General features: G+C 41.0%; 17 protein-coding genes and 1 tRNA gene. 8 read left to right on the top strand and 10 right to left on the bottom strand.

The window, feature by feature from the left end; all coding sequences use genetic code 11:
• The first annotated feature begins 4 nt into the window (after positions 1-4).
• Positions 5-1,702 (top strand): bifunctional (p)ppGpp synthetase/guanosine-3',5'-bis(diphosphate) 3'-pyrophosphohydrolase, encoded by a 1,698-nt coding sequence (locus HYW79_01025; GenBank protein MBI2635110.1) that lies wholly within the window; start codon positions 5-7, stop codon positions 1,700-1,702.
• Between the two features lie 19 nt (positions 1,703-1,721).
• On the opposite strand, the gene HYW79_01020 is transcribed toward HYW79_01025, so the two are convergent.
• From HYW79_01020 to HYW79_01010, 3 genes are all read right to left on the bottom strand, one after another.
• Entirely contained in the window at positions 1,722-2,618 is an 897-nt protein-coding gene (locus HYW79_01020) for a ParB/RepB/Spo0J family partition protein (protein MBI2635109.1), read from the bottom strand.
• A 108-nt stretch (positions 2,619-2,726) separates the two neighbouring features.
• Positions 2,727-3,497, bottom strand: a complete 771-nt coding sequence (locus HYW79_01015) for a ParA family protein (GenBank protein ID MBI2635108.1) — start codon at positions 3,495-3,497, stop codon at positions 2,727-2,729.
• Between the two features lie 149 nt (positions 3,498-3,646).
• Entirely contained in the window at positions 3,647-4,057 is a 411-nt protein-coding gene (locus HYW79_01010) for a hypothetical protein (GenBank protein ID MBI2635107.1), read from the bottom strand.
• 416 nt (positions 4,058-4,473) lie between these two features.
• On the opposite strand from HYW79_01010, the gene HYW79_01005 reads away from it, so the two are divergent.
• Together HYW79_01005 and HYW79_01000 are read left to right on the top strand one after the other, a co-directional pair.
• Positions 4,474-4,559 (top strand) — tRNA-Leu (locus HYW79_01005).
• Between the two features lie 262 nt (positions 4,560-4,821).
• Positions 4,822-5,571, top strand: coding sequence for a hypothetical protein (locus HYW79_01000; GenBank protein MBI2635106.1), 750 nt, complete (start codon positions 4,822-4,824; stop codon positions 5,569-5,571).
• 368 nt (positions 5,572-5,939) lie between these two features.
• On the opposite strand, the gene HYW79_00995 is transcribed toward HYW79_01000, so the two are convergent.
• Entirely contained in the window at positions 5,940-6,143 is a 204-nt protein-coding gene (locus tag HYW79_00995; protein ID MBI2635105.1) for a hypothetical protein, read from the bottom strand.
• A 97-nt stretch (positions 6,144-6,240) separates the two neighbouring features.
• Positions 6,241-6,819, bottom strand: a complete 579-nt coding sequence (gene ruvA, locus HYW79_00990; protein ID MBI2635104.1) for a Holliday junction branch migration protein RuvA — start codon at positions 6,817-6,819, stop codon at positions 6,241-6,243.
• 199 nt (positions 6,820-7,018) lie between these two features.
• Between ruvA and HYW79_00985 the strand changes: the two genes are divergently transcribed.
• Positions 7,019-7,279 carry a 30S ribosomal protein S20 gene (locus tag HYW79_00985; protein MBI2635103.1) on the top strand — a complete coding sequence of 87 codons (261 nt, stop codon included), beginning with the start codon at positions 7,019-7,021 and terminating at the stop codon, positions 7,277-7,279.
• Positions 7,280-7,613: 334 nt separating this feature from the next.
• Here the strand turns inward: HYW79_00985 and holA are convergent, their stop codons facing one another.
• The 4 genes from holA to tsaE form a co-directional block, all read right to left on the bottom strand.
• Positions 7,614-8,570 carry a DNA polymerase III subunit delta gene (holA, locus tag HYW79_00980; GenBank protein ID MBI2635102.1) on the bottom strand — a complete coding sequence of 319 codons (957 nt, stop codon included), beginning with the start codon at positions 8,568-8,570 and terminating at the stop codon, positions 7,614-7,616.
• Positions 8,571-8,579: 9 nt separating this feature from the next.
• Positions 8,580-9,461, bottom strand: a complete 882-nt coding sequence (gene mutM, locus HYW79_00975) for a DNA-formamidopyrimidine glycosylase (protein ID MBI2635101.1) — start codon at positions 9,459-9,461, stop codon at positions 8,580-8,582.
• A complete protein-coding gene (locus HYW79_00970; protein MBI2635100.1) occupies positions 9,427-11,931 on the bottom strand; it encodes a DNA polymerase I in 2,505 nt (834 codons plus the stop codon). Before HYW79_00970 ends, mutM begins: the two co-directional genes overlap by 35 nt.
• A gap of 116 nt (positions 11,932-12,047) precedes the next feature.
• The gene (gene tsaE, locus HYW79_00965) at positions 12,048-12,572 is read right to left on the bottom strand and encodes a tRNA (adenosine(37)-N6)-threonylcarbamoyltransferase complex ATPase subunit type 1 TsaE (GenBank protein MBI2635099.1); all 525 of its coding nucleotides are present in this window, start codon (positions 12,570-12,572) and stop codon (positions 12,048-12,050) included.
• 160 nt (positions 12,573-12,732) lie between these two features.
• Here tsaE and tadA point away from each other — a divergent pair, with 160 nt between their 5' ends.
• Together tadA and ruvB are read left to right on the top strand one after the other, a co-directional pair.
• Complete coding sequence (tadA, locus tag HYW79_00960) at positions 12,733-14,391, top strand: Flp pilus assembly complex ATPase component TadA (protein MBI2635098.1); 1,659 nt, start codon at positions 12,733-12,735, stop codon at positions 14,389-14,391.
• Positions 14,392-14,737: 346 nt separating this feature from the next.
• Entirely contained in the window at positions 14,738-15,757 is a 1,020-nt protein-coding gene (gene ruvB / locus HYW79_00955; GenBank protein ID MBI2635097.1) for a Holliday junction branch migration DNA helicase RuvB, read from the top strand.
• Between the two features lie 58 nt (positions 15,758-15,815).
• Here ruvB and HYW79_00950 read toward each other — a convergent pair whose 3' ends face one another.
• On the bottom strand, positions 15,816-16,235 hold the full coding sequence (locus HYW79_00950; GenBank protein MBI2635096.1) for a hypothetical protein: 420 nt from the start codon (positions 16,233-16,235) through the stop codon (positions 15,816-15,818).
• A 115-nt stretch (positions 16,236-16,350) separates the two neighbouring features.
• On the opposite strand from HYW79_00950, the gene HYW79_00945 reads away from it, so the two are divergent.
• Both HYW79_00945 and ruvC read left to right on the top strand, forming a co-directional pair.
• Positions 16,351-16,890 carry a YebC/PmpR family DNA-binding transcriptional regulator gene (locus HYW79_00945; protein MBI2635095.1) on the top strand — a complete coding sequence of 180 codons (540 nt, stop codon included), beginning with the start codon at positions 16,351-16,353 and terminating at the stop codon, positions 16,888-16,890.
• The gene (ruvC, locus tag HYW79_00940) at positions 16,871-17,350 is read left to right on the top strand and encodes a crossover junction endodeoxyribonuclease RuvC (protein ID MBI2635094.1); all 480 of its coding nucleotides are present in this window, start codon (positions 16,871-16,873) and stop codon (positions 17,348-17,350) included. Before HYW79_00945 ends, ruvC begins: the two co-directional genes overlap by 20 nt.

Below are 17,350 nucleotides of genomic sequence, written 5' to 3'. Positions count from 1 at the left end.
TATAATGCTAGAAAAAATTCTTACTTATTTTCAAAATTCGGAAGAAAGAGCTCTTATCAAGAGAGCTTACGAACTGGCGTGGAAAGCCCATCAAGGACAAAAACGAGAGAGTGGCGAACCATATATTCAACACCCTCTAAGTGTAGCGCTGGCGCTTACGAAAATGAATCTTGACACCGAAACTATAGCTGCCGCCCTGCTTCACGACGTGGTTGAAGATAGCGAATACACCATTAGCGACATTGAGGCGCAGTTTGGGAAGGCCGTTGCCTTCCTTGTTAACGGAGTAACTAAGCTTAACAAAATCCAATACATTGGTGTCGAAGGCAAAGCAGAAAACTTACGAAAAATGCTTTTGGCAATGGCACAAGACATTAGAGTAATTCTAATAAAACTTTCCGATCGCTACCATAATATGCAGACTTTGGACGCTTTAGAAGAGACGAATCAAAAAAAGATCGCTTTGGAAACCTTGGAAATTTACGCGCCCTTGGCCAATCGTTTAGGAATGGGGGACTTAAAAGGGCAACTTGAGGACTTGGCATTCAAGCACCTGTATCCGGAAGAGTATGGCCACTTGGAAAATGAAGTGTCAGAAAAGTACGAGACGCGTAAAAATTATATAAAAAAACTCACGCCAGTTATTTATGAAATCTTAAAAAAGGAAAACGTAACCCCGTTAGAAATTAACGCGCGGACAAAATATTTTTACAGCTTATATAAAAAATTGCTCCGCCACCAGATGAATTTCGATAAAATCCACGATCTTGTCGCCGCCCGCATAATCGTAAAAGATATTGAAGACTGTTATCTTACCCTTGGCGCCATCCACCAGACCTGGAAACCGGTGCCGGGACTTATTAAAGATTACATTTCTATGCCGAAACCAAACGGCTATCAAAGTTTGCATACTTCTGTCTTCGGGCCGGAGGGGAAAATAACCGAAATCCAAATCCGAACGCCGGAAATGCATGCCAAAGCCGAAAATGGAATTGCCGCCCATTGGGCTTATAAGGAACAGCAATATAACAATCGCAACCCCGAAATATTGAAAAAAGAATTATTATGGATTGAACAGTTGCGGGAGTGGCAACACGCCGTCCGTGGCACGGACGAATTCTTCGAATCGCTAAAAATCGATTTTTTCAAAGACCGGATTTTTGTTTTAACTCCCAAAGGAGACGTTTTAGATCTCCCCGAAGGGGCGACCCCGGTTGATTTTGCCTATCAGGTTCATACCACTATCGGCCACGAATGCTCCGGCGCCAAAATAAATGGAAAAATAGTACCGCTAAACACCGAACTCCAGTCGGGAGACGCAGTGGAAATTTTAGTTCAGAAAAATAAAAGGCCGTCAGAAGATTGGCTTGGCTTTGTGAAAACAAACTTAGCCAAAGAAAGAATAAAAAGCGCCATAAAATCAAAAAATTCCGCTATAGGCGGAGAAAATAAAAACGTGAAAATAATCCCCGCGATTAAATTGCGAGTGGTTGTGCGCGACCGCATCGGCATTTTGAAAGATGTGACTAACGCGATTTCTTTTCACAAGATAAATATTCTTTCGGTAAAAAGCGAGGGAGGAAAAGATCCGTATCACTACTTAAATTTTTCACTTGAATCAAGAAACAAACAAAAACTTGAAGAGCTTATCTTCGCGATAAAAAAGATTAAAAGCGTGAAAGAAGTGGGTTATAAAATTTAAGATGTCAATTTTAAATTTATCAATATTTTAAAATCTTGTTTAAAATGGCGTTGAGTTCTTCGGGAGAATAAAACTCTATTAAGATGTTGCCGCGGCCGCCGGATTTGGCCAGTTTAACGCGAGTTCCCAAGAACTCTTCGAGTCGCGATTCCAAGGCTTTTGTTTCCGGATCGCCAATATTTTTCCTTATTTTTCTTGAAACGCCCTTAACTTGGCGGCCCAAACTTTCGGCCGCCCTAACCGACAAGTTTTTGGAAATAATTTCATTTAAAAAAGCCGATTGCTGATTATCGTCAAGAGCTAAAATCGCTTTGCCGTGACCTTCTGAAATTTTTCCGGTTTCAATTGCTCTTTGAATTTCAACCGGCAGTTGAAGCAGTCTAATGGCGTTGGCAACCGCTTCACGGGATTGCCCCACCCTGTCGGCGATCTCCCGCTGAGCCAAATTGAATTCTTTTGCCAGCCGCTCGTATCCTCTCGCTTTTTCAATAGCGTTTAAATCCGCCCTTTGTATGTTCTCTATCAAAGCCAGCTCCAGTTTGTTCCGTTCTTCGGTTTTTTTCCTGATCAAAGCCGGAATAAAGTTAAGTCCGGCTATTTTAGCCGCCCTAAGGCGCCTTTCGCCGGCTATAAGTTCATAAAAAACTTTTATACCTGCCGGATTTTCTTCTTCGAGTTTGGTAACGATAAGCGGCTGTAAAATACCGTGCTCGCGGATGGAATCGGCAAGTAATTTTAATTCTTCTTCATTAAAACCGCGGCGCGGCTGTTGGGGATTTTCTTTTATCTTATCAATCTCAATCAAAAACACGCTTTCTTTTTGTTTAAGATTTTCATCTGATAAACCCTGTGGTACGGAACTTTGTGAATCATTTTTCGGGATTAATGATTCTAAACCCCTGCCAAGACTTCTCATATGTGATTGTTTTGTTTATCCCGTTAGAAACCTAACTAGATTTTTCTTAATTATAATTATATTAATAGTTGCTATTTTACACTAAGTTTGTCTGATAATGTAAAGTTTCTAACGGGATTTATCTAAGTTGATAATTTCTTGGGCCAGTTCCCGATAAGAATGGCCTCCTAAAGAAAATGGCGCGTGCTGGAGAATAGTCCTGCCAAAACTGGGCGCCTCGGCGAGCGGCACCGACCGGGGAATAACTGCCGAAAAAACATAACCCGGGAAATTCCTTCTTATTTCCTTAACCACTTCCCGGCTTAACTTTTGCCTTTTGTCGTGCATCGTAAGAAGCGCGCCCTTGATTTTCAAATCCCGCCCTAAATTATTACGTATTAATTCAATTGTTTCAAGAAGCTGGCCCAAGCCTTCCAAGGAATAATACTCGCATTGAACTGGAATAATGACTTCTTCAGCTGCCACCAGACCGTTCAAGGTTAAAAGACCTAGTGACGGCGGCGAATCAACAATAATGTAATCATAATTGGTTCTTATTTTCCTTAAAATATCATAAAGCCTCCATTCTCGCCTTTCCAAATTCACAAGTTCAACATTGGCGCCGGCCAAAGCCGGATTGGCCGGGAGAACGTCGTATCCGAAAAGGCCGGTTTTTCTTATAATCCCCTCCGGACTCTCAAAATCAATAAGCGAATGGTAAATGTGTTTTTCAAGCTTGCGCCAATCTACTCCCAGGCCGACCGTAGCATTGGCTTGAGGGTCTAAATCAACAAGTAAAACATATTTTCCCAAAGCTGCGAGATAGGCGCCAAGATTAACGGCGGTAGTACTCTTTCCGACTCCGCCTTTGGCGTTACAAATTGTTATTGCTTTGGCCATAGACTATATTTATTTAAAACCGACTGAAGAGCCCGCGCAATTCCAACTTTTTTAATTTCATCGTCCCAAACTTCATCGACTTTATAACCACATTTAAGCAGATATTTCTTTTTTGAAAAATCCTTTTTCCTGTTTACCGGTAATTCATGCTAATATCTCCCGAATATTTCTAAGACTAAATTATTTTGAGGAAATAGAATGTCGACTACAAATTTATTGAAAAGAGGAACTTGTTTTTGGTAAAAAACGCCAAGTTCATCTAATGTATTATAAACTGCCTGTTCAAGCCTATTCGGCGACTCTAATACTGGTTTTGAGATTAAGGTTTTAATTCTTATTTGGCGCATCTGTTCCTTAAACTTTGGATTTGAACAGGATTCTTTTGTTGAGCGCGCCCACCCCAATTTTTGAAGTCTATTCTTAACTGAGTTATACGAAACACCTAATTCTTGAGCTACTTGTCTGGCATTATTTTTATTTTTAACGTAAAGACGACGTAACTGGTCGGTATCAATAAAAACTTTATTCGCCGGTTCTATTCCTAATCGAGCCCTTCTCATTTTATACCTAACCTCCGCAGAAAAAGGTTTTCCTTTATTCCAAGCAGTTCTGCCGATATTTTCATGTCCTTTTATAAAACGACGATATCTGCTACCACATTTATTAGTATATTGACCGCAACCGCAAAGACATAATCGCGGAGAATTAATCTCTGGATTAAAACCTCCAACCCCCTTTCTCTCGTGCCCTTTAACGAACTGGTTAACTGAGTATGTGAAACCGCTCCCATCATTTTAGGATACTTATGTAATTTAACTAATTCACCACAACCGCAAGCACAGAGTTTCGATTTATATTTAGTTACTCCTTTATTCCACGCAATGCGCATTAGTTAAATTTTACCACACTTTACTTTATTAAAACAGCTAAAAATGCTTGAAAATGGGATTAAAAAAAGGTAGTGTATCATAATATTGCCGCGGTGGTGGAATGGCAGACACGATGGACTCAAAATCCATTGAGGGCAACCTCATGAGAGTTCGACTCTCTCCCGCGGCACCACGTAGGAAATTTCAAGGAGTTTTGGTTCGCCTCGCTTCGCTCGGCGACCAAATCATAGGGAATTTTGGGCGAAAAAATCAATTGGCGGTTTTGAATTAGTAAAAGAAAATTTTTTCACACTATTTGTTGCAGAAATTCTAGAGAATTTCTGTTTTTTAGTTTAGTGATTCCCGATCTTGTGGACTTGATATAAGCAAGTAATTATGTTAAGATAAGTGGAAATTTGAACCTTAAAAAGGAGGAAAGTTAGATGAAAAAAACCATGACCGTGGCGGAACTTAAGTCGTTGCTCCTCGCGCGTTTCAACGCGGAGCAAAGCAAGCAGATGAAGTTTCAAGTACGCCTCCAACAGGAACTCGGCAACGAGGTCCAGGAGGAGAAGCCGGAGGCCATCGCGATCAAAAACAAGTTCGCGGACTGGATCTCCGACGTGCTCGCTCGTCGCCTCAAGCAGAACCGGCGCACAACGCCTTTGCTTTCGTCTCGGGATTTCGTCCGATTCGTCCCTTCAATGATCAACGAGATCGCGAGGACCGAGGGCGTCGAACTCGAAGCCGAGGAGCGCAAGATGCTCGAGAAGTTGATGTTCGAGAACATCTTCGAGATGGTGCATGCGATGGTCCCGCCCCGCAAGAATCCCTACGAGGAATACTGGCGGTGGGTCACGACAGTGCTCGACCTCGCGGCCGAACGTGGCATCCTACCGACCGAACTTCTCGCGCTCGAGAACGCGACCGACGAGATCACGCGGCGGATGCTCACCAAGAAGCAGTTCGTCGCCCTCTCTAAGAAGGCGATGAACAAGTTCATGGACGCCGACGTGCTCAAGAGGATTATCGTCCAACCGATGCTCGACATGGTCGCCGAAGGCGATGAGGATGAGCAACGCGAACTGGAGCAGGAACTCGAGGCGGAACTCATGCCGCAGTTGCGTGAAGTCGTCGAGAAGTCCAAGTTGGTCATCAACATATGGCTCGGCGAAGAGGTCGAGCGAATCTACGCGGTGACGTAACTTCAACATCACCTCCTATTAACCCGGCCTCTTACATATTCGCTAAAGACGAATCCCTGTGAGAGGCTTTTCATTTTGTAAAAGTGCTAAAGAATCTGCCGCCAAAGCAGTAAATTTTTCAATCATTTTCCATTGAAAAATTTACTGGAATGATTTACACTTAAATCATTCAAAAACTTGAAATTGTCAAAGATTGCGGCGAAGCCGCTCAAATTTTTGGGGGCTGGCCGTCGCCACCGCAGGCGGCAAAATGCGTTCGAACTATTTTAAGAATAGAGCACAAATTAAAAAAAACAACCCCGCAGCTCCGACGCCTTTAAGGGGTCGGAGCCCCGACTATAACGTCGGGGCTGCGGGGTTGTTTTTGTCTAGTCGAATCTTTTTTCATCGCTGTGCCGTTTTATTTCTTCCAAAAGCATCTTTTCAGCTTCCTGATCTGTTTCTTTCAGCTTCGCCCACAAGTTTGTACAATGCTCGCAACCTTGCGCGTTTTTTATGTATTCATCATACCGCCAAATGCTATCAATTGTTTCCGACAAATGATGAATTAAATCGTGATTATGGTCTTTCATACTACTATTATCCTTGCTTTTTTTAACTCCGACGCATTCTCCGACGGTACCGTCGGAGTTTCGGTCGGAGTCCCGACTTTTACGTCGGGATTGATAATTATTTTTTACCCAAAAGTTTAAGCGCCGCTTTAACTTTGGCCTCAACGCCCGTAATGTCCCTCGGAATTTCTTGAAGCGACCTTCTGGCATCCCGCTGATTATAACCTAGGCTTACTAACGCCTCAAGCGCTTCACCCATTTGTTCCGAGTCGCTGCCCTTCACCGATGCCACCGTCTTGGATAGTTTGTTTTTAAGCTCCAAAATTAGGCGCTGGGCCGTTTTTTTACCCACGCCTGACACTTTGGTAAAGAAAGTCTCGTCTTCGGAAACAATTGCTTGCTTCAAGCTCATAACCGGCGCCACTTCCAAAATTCCCAGCGCCGATTTTGGTCCGATGCCGGAAATAGAAATTAAAGTTTCAAAAAATTCCAATTCTTCTCTGTCTAAAAACCCATACAAATCAAGGGCATCTTCCCGAACATAAAGATGGGCCCAGATCTTAACATCGTGTCCGGCTTCCGGGATTTTTAGGAGAACGCCGTCATGAGAAAAAACCTTATAGCCAACGCCATTTACGTTGACCGTGAAAAACTTGCCATCTTTTTCTAAAATTTTCCCTTCAAGATAAGAGATCATATAATTTTTCTTTCAATTTAAGTGTACCCGAAACTTGCCAAAATTAGAAATAGAGCGTATATGTATATATAATCAATTTACAATTCTCAATTTACAATTTTCATTGAATTTTCAATAGCCCAGTTTTCAAACGTTTGAAAATTAAAAATTAAATCATTGATTGAAAATTGAAAATTAGAAATTGAAAATTATTAAAAACATGCCAATAACAAAAGCGGCTAAAAAGGCCTTAAGAAAAAACAAAAGGCAACGAAAGAATAATCTAAATAAATCACGCCTTCTTAAAGGCGAGCTTGCGGCGCTAAAAAAACTAATAACAGCCAAAGCTAAAAAGGGCGCGATCGAGTTCTTGCCAAAAGTTTACAAGGCTCTGGACAAGTCAGTAAAAAATAATCTTCTTAAAAAGAACACCGCCAGTCGAATGAAATCCCGTCTAACCAAAATCGTCAATAAATTGTAAATTTTGTTTTAAACAATTTTCTACTTATTCTCACGCTTTCCTCGCTCGCTCAGCGTGCTCGCTCAGGGATTCGCGCTCGCTCCTGTCGCCTATGGCGACAGACCATGCCCGCTCGCACTCATAACCCGCTTTGAGAACAAATAGAAAATTGTTTATAAAAAATAAATTTGGTTAATTAAAATGTGCCCATTGCTTTTCTGAAGCTTCCGAAGGCACTTTAGCATGGTTTCACCCCGCAACTGCGGGGTGAATAAAGTGCCTGAGGCGGACAATGAGCCCCGCGCTGGCGGGGCGAATGCGCGAAGAAGAGTAATGGGCACATTTTATTGAGGTACTATAACTCCGCTACCAAAATGGAAAGCGCGGTTTTTTCATTGACATCGCTGGTTTTGAAAGCCAAATCAAGACTTATTATCCCAAACATAATTCGGTTCAGTTCTTCAAGAGAAAAAAGCTTTGCCGATTCTTTAAGCTTTCCTAAAACAAATGGATGAAGTTTTGTTCCGGCAGATTCCCCGGAGCCTAATTTAAAACGCAAAAGATTCCTTATTTGCCAGGCCAAAAGCCCCAATAATTCATTTGATTTTTCACCATTATCAAGAGCCTTGTGAAGCGCCAAAAGAGCCCTTTTTTTATTTTTGCTTGCCAAAGCGTCGGTCAATTCAAAAACGTTGTAATTAGCGGAGGTCGCGACTAATTTTTCAATCTCGGATTTAAGAATAACGCCTTTATTTTTATAATCCGTCAGTTTTTTAATTTCGCCGCCAAGCCGCCAAGAGTCATATCCGCAACTTAAAACAAGAAAATCCAGCGCTTCGCCGGCAATCTCAATCCCCGACCGCCTTAAAGAGTTCCTCACCCAATTTTTAGTTTCATAGGGCTTTAAATTTTCAAAACGCTCTGATAAATTTGGCTTTTTTGTTAAATATTTGAAAAGTTCGTTTTTGCTATCGGACTTTCCAAAACTTAATGCGATTAAAATGGTATTCTGGTCTGAAATGATATCGCTATTTTTTAGAAAATCCGTTAAAAGCGCGGAGTCTGCCTTCCCGCCCTGAAGGGGCGATGTCTCGCCTTTGGCGGAAAAAATGTTTTTGACAACAATAAGTTTTTTTTCCGGAATAAAAGAGTTGGAAATTATATTTCTCATTAAGTCATCGGGACTATTTTCGAAAAAATCAAGGGAAATAAAATTCAAGCCGCTTGGATTTTTGGCTTTATAGGCGGAAACCAACTCTTTTAGTTTCTGCGCAATCCTATAAGAATCCTCTCCGTAAAGAAAGATAACCATGGTTTAAAATTATAACTTTTGACAACTCTGGCAAAAATGAGCCGAGCGACCGCCGATTTTAATTCGCTTAATTGTCGTCCCGCAGCCACGAAGGCATTTTTCGCCTTCGCGCCGATAAACAAGAAGCACGTCGCCGTAACGCCCCTTTTTTCCCGAAGTGTCGCGAAAGTCAGAAGTGGAAGTACCGCGAAAGCGAACGGCTTTTTTAAGAATTTTTTTAGCCGCTTCAAAAATCGTCTTTAATTCTTTATCGGTTAACTTCTCAATCTTTTTGAGAGGATGGATTTTGGATGTAAATAAAATCTCATCGGCATAAATATTGCCAATACCGGAAACAATATTTTGATCCATTAAACTTTTTTTTATAGGCCCTCTTTTTTTGGTTATCAAACTTTTAAATTGGTTAAACCCGAAACCCGCCTGAAGCGGATCTGGCCCGATGTTTTTTACGTCTTCCAAACTTTTTAAATCTTTATCGTTAAAAAGCAAAATCTTGGCAAATTTTCTCAAGTCCGAAAGAGCCATCATTTTGCCATTGGAAAAATGAAACATCGCGTGAATATAGCCATTAACTTTTTCTGTTAAATGCCCCTTTTCGAGGGAAAGCCAATTTTTATCTTTAAATTTCCATTTACCTATAAGAATATGCCCGGTCATTTTCTGATGAATAAGCATATCCGTATTGCCGTACAGACCGAAAATAATGTTTTTTCCGACTCGCCAAACTTTTTCTATTTTTTTATTTTTTATTTCTTTTTTAAAGCCGTCAAAACCCCCGCTTGAACGCTTAAAATATTTGGGCCAATCGGTCCAAACATCGGTTATGGTTAAACCTTTAACTTTTTTATTTAAATCATCAACGATTGTTTGTACTTCGGGCAATTCCGGCATATTTTTTGTATGGTTCCATTTCCCCCCAATTATCACCCACCTTGGCTTCTGCGATAATCGGCACTTTTAATTTTATTACGCTTTCCATAAGTTCTACAATTTTTTTAGCCGCTTCTTTTACAAAACCCGTTTTGACTTCAAACAGTAGTTCGTCATGGACTTGCAAAATCATTCTAATATTGTCATTTCCGCGCAGCCATTTATCAATTTCAATCATCGCCTTTTTAATAATGTCGGCTTCAAGGCCTTGTATCGGCATATTAACGGCTATCCGCTCGGCTTGAGCGCGAAGCATCGGGTTTGGCGAATCAATTTCCGGAAGATAGCGCCGGCGGCCAAAAAGCGTTTCGGTAAATCCCAATTCTTTGGCTTTGTTTTTTAGAATTTCCATATAACGGGCGATGCCGGAAAAATCCTTCAAATATTCAGTAATAAATTCTCTGGCTTTTTCGCGGCTGACGCCGGCCGATTCGGCAAAGCTTAAGGCTCCCATACCGTAAATTATTCCAAAATTAAGCGCCTTAGCGGCAAAACGCATCTCGCCGGTAACTTTCTCAATTGGCACATTGTTTATTTCGGAAGCGGTAAATTTATGAATATCTAATCCGTTTTTAAACGCCTCAATCATCTTTTTATCATCAGCTAGCGCCGCGATAATTCTTAAATGAATCTGGGAATAATCAACGGATAGAAATTTGTATCCTTTTTCGGCAATAAAAGCTTTGCGCACTTTATCGCCCCAAGCGCCGCGGGCCGGAATATTTTGCAAGTTCGGGTCCTGGCTTGACAGCCGCCCGCTTGCCGTCCCCGCTTGATTAAAAGTGGTGTGAATCCGCTTGTTTTTATCGACTAATTTCGGCAGCGTATCGGTATAGGTCGATTTTAACTTTGCCAGCTCTCGATATTTTAAAATAAAATCAATGATTTTATGCCCCGACCTTAGTTTTTCCAGTTCCGCCGCTCCGGTTGAAAGCGCGCCGCCGGGTGTCTTTCTAATGCGACCCCCGGCCAAAGCCCCAGGAATTTTCAATTTAAAAAAAAGAATTTCTGATAATTGCTGAGGCGAATTTATGTTAAATTCTCCGCCGGCTAACTTATAAATTTCATTTTCAAGTTTTTTCAATTCTTTCCCGAGGTAATCATCTAATTTATTTATCTTTTTAACATCCATTTTTATTCCGGCGATTTCCATTTTCGCCAAAACCGGTATAAGAGGCATTTCAATTTCTTTAAAAACTTTTTCGGTTTCGGTTTCAATCAGCCGGTTTTTTAAAATTGGCGCCAGTTTTAAAACAGCTTCGGTTTTCGGTAAAACCGCGCCAAATTCCCCCAAACTCAATTTTTCTAAACTATAATCGCGCTCGCCCGGATTAAGAATGTAGGCGGCAATCATAACGTCAAAATCGCCGCCGCCGATAACTATTTTTTTCCCTTTTGGAGTTTTAATAAAAGATTTGAAATCATAACCGATTTGGCCCTTGATATCGGCACTTGGAGGCATCGCCAAAGTCCCCTGCCTGCCCGCCATAGCTTTAGCGGAGGAGGGACTGCCCCGCAAAGTCGCTTCGCTTCCGCGGGGCTTGCCCGCCATAGCCCCGCCCATACGATTTACCAAACTTACAAATCCTAACTCTCCCAATAATTTAAAGAGTTTTTCTTTATCAAATTTACCGAATTCGCTTTCTTTTAAGTTGAACTTTATCGGGACGTTTTGTTTTATAGTCGCTAGTTTTTTTGAAAAAAAAGCGGCTTCTTTTCCGGTCTTTAGTTTCTCAAAAACAGCGGCGCTAATTTCTTTAATTTTTCCTTTTTTAATAGTTTTATACAAATTTTCTATATTCTCAAACCGATCAATCAAAGCAATCGCGGTTTTTTCTCCGATACCTTTGACCCCCGGAATATTGTCCGAGGGGTCGCCCTTGAGACCTTTAAAATCAATAAGTTGTTCCGGCTTAAGGCCGCCGAAACGTTCCTCAACTTTTTTAGAATCATAAACGATCTGCTCTTTGGCCGCGCTGGGAGGAGAATATAAAACCTTAACGTTTTTTCCGACAAGCTGAAAATTGTCCATGTCTCCGGTTAAAATCAGAACCTCGACGTTTTTTCCCCTTAAATTTTTGGAAATTGTGCCGATAATATCGTCGGCTTCAAACCCAGACTTTTCAAAAATTGGAATTTTGAAAGCGTTTAAGATTTCTTTGACGCGCGGTATTTGGATGTATAGCTCATCCGGCGCTTTAACGCGAGTCGCTTTATATTCTTTGTATTCCTCATGCCTGAAAGTGGCGCCGGGAGCGTCAAAAGCGGCAACAATATAGTCCGGTTTAAAACCGGAAATGGTTTTTATTAAAATTGAAGTAAAGCCATAAACCGCGTTTACCAATTCGCCGCTTTTGGTAGTAAGCGGCGGCAAGGCGTGATAAGCGCGGTGGATTAAAGCGTGAGAATCTATTAAAATAAGACGTTTCATAAATAATTTTTAATTCTCAATTTGCAATTTTCATTGAATTTTCAATGATTTAATTTTCAAACAATAAAGAATTAATTGAAAATTGTTAAATTGTATCATTGATTGAAAATTGAAAATTAGAAATTGAAAATTTGAATCTTTCTTTTACTGCCTTTTAAATTAACAAGTTTTATTTTTAAAATGTTTTCTGGCAAAATCTTTCTAACTTTATCAGCCCATTCGATAACAATGAGATTTTCCGGATTTTTGATTAAGTCTTCAAATCCAAGTTCCAGAAGTTCCAGCGGATTCTTCAACCGGTAAGCGTCAATGTGATAAAGGTTTTTAAAATTTTTTAAAGAAAGCGGAAAATCTTTTTGAATCACGAAAGTCGGGCTTAAAATGTTTTCCTCAACTCCCAGTTCTTGAGCCAACCCTTGGATAAAGGTGGTTTTACCGGAGCCCAAATCGCCTTCCAAAGCAATAATAAGCGCTACTTTTGAAAGCGGCCGCTTTTTTATCTTTTCCGCTAGCGAGACCGCAATCTTTTTTGTCTCGTTTGCCGATTTGGAGATTGCTTCAATCATAACTTTAATGTGAAAATGGTAGCAAATAAACGGAAAAGAAAAAAGTGCTGCTAAAGCAACACTTATAAAATGCATTCTTTATGGCGCTCAACTTATCCACAGTTTTATTTGACCGAAGATTTTAACAGCGTTATGTTCATCTATAATATAAAAAGCTTGGGGACAATAATACTTGTAAATTAAAGCTCAAAATTAGAGAATTAAAACAGAATACGGATTTTAGGATTAAAACATGATGATTTTAAGCAAGGAAAAAAAACAAGAAGAATTTTTAGAAAAAGTCCATCGCGGGGAAGAAGAGGATCGCGCTAAACAGCTTGCGGAAAAAACCAATTTTCCCTACCTTAACTTGTCTTTCATCCCAATTGAGGGAGACTCCTTAAAATTAATACAAAAAGAAAAAACCGAAAAAGCCAAGGCGGCTGTCATTAACCGCAAGGTCAAAATCCTTCACCTTGCTGTTTTAAATCCAAATGACAAGGAAACACAAGCACTCATTGCCGAGCTTCAAAAAGAAGGATATGAGGTAAAAGTTTTTGTCATTTCGCAAACTAGCTTTAAAAAAGCGCTTTCACGTTACCCCGAGCTCCGCGAAGCCAAAGAAATAACCGGACAGGTTGAAATTTCAAAAGAAGGTCTTGTGAGATACCAGAAAGAAATTGTTGATTTGGAGAGTTTTAAAAAAATCGCCGAGAAACTTTTTGAGTCAAAAGCTACAGAAATAGTAGAAGCGGCACTGGCTAGCGCTTTAATTCTTAAATCATCCGACATCCACTTTGAGCCGGAAAAAGATACCGTCCGCTTAAGATTTCGCCGCGACGGCGTTTTGGAAGATGTTATCTTCATGCCGGCGTCAGTTTACCCGCCTGTTTTAAACCGCATCAAACTTCTCTCCGGGCTTAAACTGAATATTCATGAAAAAGCCCAGGACGGCCGCTTCACGATTGTAAGCGGCGGGGATGAGATAGAAATCAGAACTTCAATTTTGCCGGGCGCTTACGGTGAAAACATTGTAATGAGAATCCTTGACCCCAGCGCAGTTAAGCTTGATTTGAAATACCTCGGAATCAGAGAAGACGATATAAAAGTTCTTGAAAAACAATTGAGCGTTCCGACCGGAATGATTCTCACTACCGGTCCGACCGGTTCCGGGAAAACCACAACTCTCTACGCGTTCATCAATGAAATTCTCTCGCCGGGCATTAAAATAATCACTATAGAAGATCCGATTGAATACCATATTGAAGGCATTTCTCAAACGCAAGTTGAACCGGATAAAGGCTACACTTTTGAGAACGGCCTGCGCTCAATTGTCAGACAGGACCCTGACGTCATCCTGGTTGGAGAAATAAGAGACTTTGAAACTGCCGAAATCGCGATGCACGCCGCGCTAACCGGCCACTTGGTTTTTTCAACGATTCACACTAATGACGCCATCGGCGCTATCCCGCGACTGATTGATTTAGGCGTTAAACCGCCCATTATCGCTCCGGCCGTAAACTTATTAATGGCCCAGCGTTTATTGCGCCGAATCTGTCCTAAATGCGCCGAGAAACGACCTATTACCAAAGACGAACTTTCAAAATTCGGTGAGATCTTGAAGGATTTGCCGTCAAGAGTAGGCAGTATAGAAGTAAACAATAAGGTTTTGATTCCGGAAGCAAAAGGGTGCAAGGAGTGCCATGGCGGGTACCTTGGCCGCGTAGCCGTTATGGAGCTTTTTGAAGTTACAGGCGATGTTGAAAAATTAATATTAAATTCGCCAACCGAATCGCAACTGAAAGAAGTGGCCAAAAAAACCGGAATGGTTACCATGGTGCAGGACGCGGTAATAAAAATAATCCGCGGTATTACCACGGTTGAAGAAGCAGCCAGGATCTTGGGCGATTTTTGAAAAATCTCATAAATAATCGGAGTAGACTTGCGCCTAATAATCTCGAGGCAATGGTCCTTCAAGCCAGCTTGAAGGGATAGGACTAAGTTGTGCAATGATCCAATCGGAACCAGATCACCCGACATGGAAAAGCCCCCAGAAAGACCTTATGGTTTAAAATAGAGTCTTTATTGCCTCGAGGTTATTAGGAACAACTGATGCCATATTTTTATATTATACTTAAATTAAGTGAGATTGTCAATCCCGTTAGAAATTTATGTTTAGTCAAAGCGAGGCGGATAATCAACTCATGAGTTTATAAAAATGCAAATTTAATATAATTAAATTAGATTTCTAACGGGATCAAATGGAACTTAACAGTACTACAAGTCAAAAACTAAAGCCCGAAGACCGCACTTTAGACCAGTCGTTAAGGCCTCGCGATTGGAGCGAATACATCGGCCAAGAGAAGGTTAAAACGGGTTTAAAAATCCTGATTGAAGCGGCAAAAAAACGGTCTGAATCCATAGATCACCTGCTTTTGTATGGGCCGGCCGGCTTGGGAAAAACCACTTTGGCCTACATTATAGCGAGGGAAATGAGCGCCAATATTAAAATTACCTCCGGTCCGGCTATTGAAAAAGTTGGGGATCTGGCTTCAATTTTGACCAACCTTAATTCCGGCGACATTTTGTTTATTGACGAAGCTCACCGCTTGAACAAAACGGTTGAAGAAATTCTTTATCCGGCAATGGAAAACCGGATGCTCCACATTATCATCGGCAAAGGACCGTCGGCCAGAACTCTTCAATTGGACTTACCGGCATTTTCACTTATCGCGGCCACTACCCGCGCCGGATTATTATCAAATCCCCTGCGCTCCCGCTTCGGCGCCACCTTTAGATTAGATTTTTACGGGATTGAAGATATTCAAAATATTTTAAAAAGATCGGCCAACCTTATGAATCTTCAAGCCGAACCCGAAGCTTTAAAATTAATTGCCCAGTCATCAAGATTTACCCCGCGGGTGGCTAATCGGCTTTTAAAAAGAGTGCGCGATTATGCCGAAGTGGAAGGAGATGGGATAGTCAACGAGGAAATCGCCAAAAAAGCGCTTCACTTAATGGAAGTTGATGCAATAGGGCTTGAATCAACCGATCGGCGTTTAATTGATGCAATTATTAAAAAATTTAACGGTGGGCCGGTCGGCCTTCAGGCACTCGCGGCCGCCACTTCCGAAGAGCTTGATACCATTGAAGACATTTACGAACCATATCTTTTACAAATAGGATTTTTACAGAGAACCTCCCGCGGCCGCATCGCAACCAAATTCGCTTACGAACATTTAGGACTCCGGCTTCCGCCGGAAAATCCTAATTTATTATAATAATTGAAAGTAAAAAAATCAGCATTCGTGGTAAGTAATGCTGATTACAGATTTAATTTTAACTTATACTCTTATAATATCTCTCGCCTTTTTCGGCGTTTATGAGTGAGGCCAAAAAAAACCCAATCCAGATATCACGCAAGAACCAAACGATACTGAGCCCGTCAGAGTATCTAAATACCGCGATCGTAGAAACTACTGATACTACAAAAATAAAAAATTCAAAAAACGCTGCTCCCATCTCATCTGTTATTTCTCCATCTGCCCAAAAACAGAAGTAGAGCCATAAATATCCAAAGATAAGCCCGAACAAGGATACTGGTACAAATCCGAATACGCAGAAAATGTAAGGGAAGAAGAAATTTTGTAGGGGAATAAAAAACGATCCCGAAAACGTCGCCGCTACAATATAACTCAACGCATTCAATATTAAAAACAGAAGTATATTTATCTTTAGAAATTGCAGGATTGGCTTCATGTTTTTTTCTCCATTAAGAACTATCGGAATCAAGAATTGTCTAACTAGTAGCTCTTATTTATTAATATGTCAAACATTGACACAACAATTAAACTTACTGAGAATAATTAATATCATGAGCGGACACTCTAAGTGGTCTACAATTAAACATAAGAAAGCGCTGACGGATGCTAAAAAATCCAAGGTTTTTTCTAAAATTTCCTCTCTTATTACCATTGCCGCCAGAAAAGGCGGCGATCCCGACAAAAACCCGTCGCTTAGAGCTGTGATTGAAAAGGCTCGAGAAGTCAATCTGCCAAAAGAAAACATTGAAAGAGCCGTCAAAAGAGGTACTGGAGAGATCGCCGGCGCAGAGCTTACTGAAGTAACCTACGGTGCTTTCGGCCCCGGCGGAGTGGCAATTTTGATTACGGCGATAACCGACAACAAAAATCGCACTCTAGGAGAAATCAAGAAAATACTCTCGGAACACAATGCCAAGTTTGCCGAAATTGGTTCTCTCCAGTGGATGTTTAGGCGAGAAGGAGCTGATTGGATTCCTAACGCGCCTGTAAAAATAGAAAACGAAGATGTTAAAAAAGAACTATCGGCGCTTTATGAAGCTTTAGACGAACAACAAGATGTAAACGAAATCTATGATAATACTGGGAATTGACCCTGGAACGGCGCGAATCGGCTACTCTGTAATAAAGAAAAGCAACAGCGAGGCTGAACTGATAACATACGGCTGTTTAGAATTAAAAAATCACAGCCAAATAGAACGGTTGAAAACGATTTCCGAATTAATTTCTGAATTGATTTCAAGATATAATCCTCAAACTTTGGCAATTGAAAAGCTTTTTTTTACCAAAAATGTTAAAACAGCACTCTCGGTTTCCGAAGCGCGCGGCGTAATCATCAATTGCGCAAATTCTTTAAATCTTAATGTTTGCGAATTCACTCCTCTTGAGGTAAAAACCGCCGTTACCGGATACGGAAAGGCTGAAAAACGCCAAGTTCAAAAAATGGTCGCAAACATCTTAAAACTTGAAAAAATACCAAAACCCGATGATGCCGCCGACGCTATTGCCATCGCCCTTGCCGCTTGCTATACTAATCCTAAACTAAAAAATTAG

The sequence above is a fragment of the Parcubacteria group bacterium genome (genome assembly GCA_016186325.1).
Taxonomy (GTDB): Bacteria; Patescibacteriota; Minisyncoccia; order UBA10092; family UBA10092; genus JACPHB01.
The sequence above is the reverse complement of the archived record's forward strand: the minus strand, read 5'-3'. Positions and strand labels throughout refer to the sequence as shown.

Bases quoted from the DNA above. Each gene is read 5' to 3' on its own strand.
- holA (MBI2635102.1), bottom strand. From the start codon at position 8,570: ATGGTTATCTTTCTTTACGGAGAGGATTCTTATAGGATTGCGCAGAAA.
- HYW79_00945 (MBI2635095.1), top strand. From the start codon at position 16,351: ATGAGCGGACACTCTAAGTGGTCTACAATTAAACATAAGAAAGCGCTG.
- HYW79_01010 (MBI2635107.1), bottom strand. From the start codon at position 4,057: ATGAGAAGGGCTCGATTAGGAATAGAACCGGCGAATAAAGTTTTTATT.
- HYW79_01020 (MBI2635109.1), bottom strand. From the start codon at position 2,618: ATGAGAAGTCTTGGCAGGGGTTTAGAATCATTAATCCCGAAAAATGAT.
- HYW79_00985 (MBI2635103.1), top strand. From the start codon at position 7,019: ATGCCAATAACAAAAGCGGCTAAAAAGGCCTTAAGAAAAAACAAAAGG.
- HYW79_01015 (MBI2635108.1), bottom strand. From the start codon at position 3,497: ATGGCCAAAGCAATAACAATTTGTAACGCCAAAGGCGGAGTCGGAAAG.
- mutM (MBI2635101.1), bottom strand. From the start codon at position 9,461: ATGCCGGAATTGCCCGAAGTACAAACAATCGTTGATGATTTAAATAAA.
- ruvA (MBI2635104.1), bottom strand. From the start codon at position 6,819: ATGATCTCTTATCTTGAAGGGAAAATTTTAGAAAAAGATGGCAAGTTT.
- ruvC (MBI2635094.1), top strand. From the start codon at position 16,871: ATGATAATACTGGGAATTGACCCTGGAACGGCGCGAATCGGCTACTCT.
- HYW79_00970 (MBI2635100.1), bottom strand. From the start codon at position 11,931: ATGAAACGTCTTATTTTAATAGATTCTCACGCTTTAATCCACCGCGCT.
- HYW79_01000 (MBI2635106.1), top strand. From the start codon at position 4,822: ATGACCGTGGCGGAACTTAAGTCGTTGCTCCTCGCGCGTTTCAACGCG.
- HYW79_00995 (MBI2635105.1), bottom strand. From the start codon at position 6,143: ATGAAAGACCATAATCACGATTTAATTCATCATTTGTCGGAAACAATT.
- HYW79_01025 (MBI2635110.1), top strand. From the start codon at position 5: ATGCTAGAAAAAATTCTTACTTATTTTCAAAATTCGGAAGAAAGAGCT.
- HYW79_00950 (MBI2635096.1), bottom strand. From the start codon at position 16,235: ATGAAGCCAATCCTGCAATTTCTAAAGATAAATATACTTCTGTTTTTA.
- ruvB (MBI2635097.1), top strand. From the start codon at position 14,738: ATGGAACTTAACAGTACTACAAGTCAAAAACTAAAGCCCGAAGACCGC.
- tsaE (MBI2635099.1), bottom strand. From the start codon at position 12,572: ATGCATTTTATAAGTGTTGCTTTAGCAGCACTTTTTTCTTTTCCGTTT.
- tadA (MBI2635098.1), top strand. From the start codon at position 12,733: ATGATTTTAAGCAAGGAAAAAAAACAAGAAGAATTTTTAGAAAAAGTC.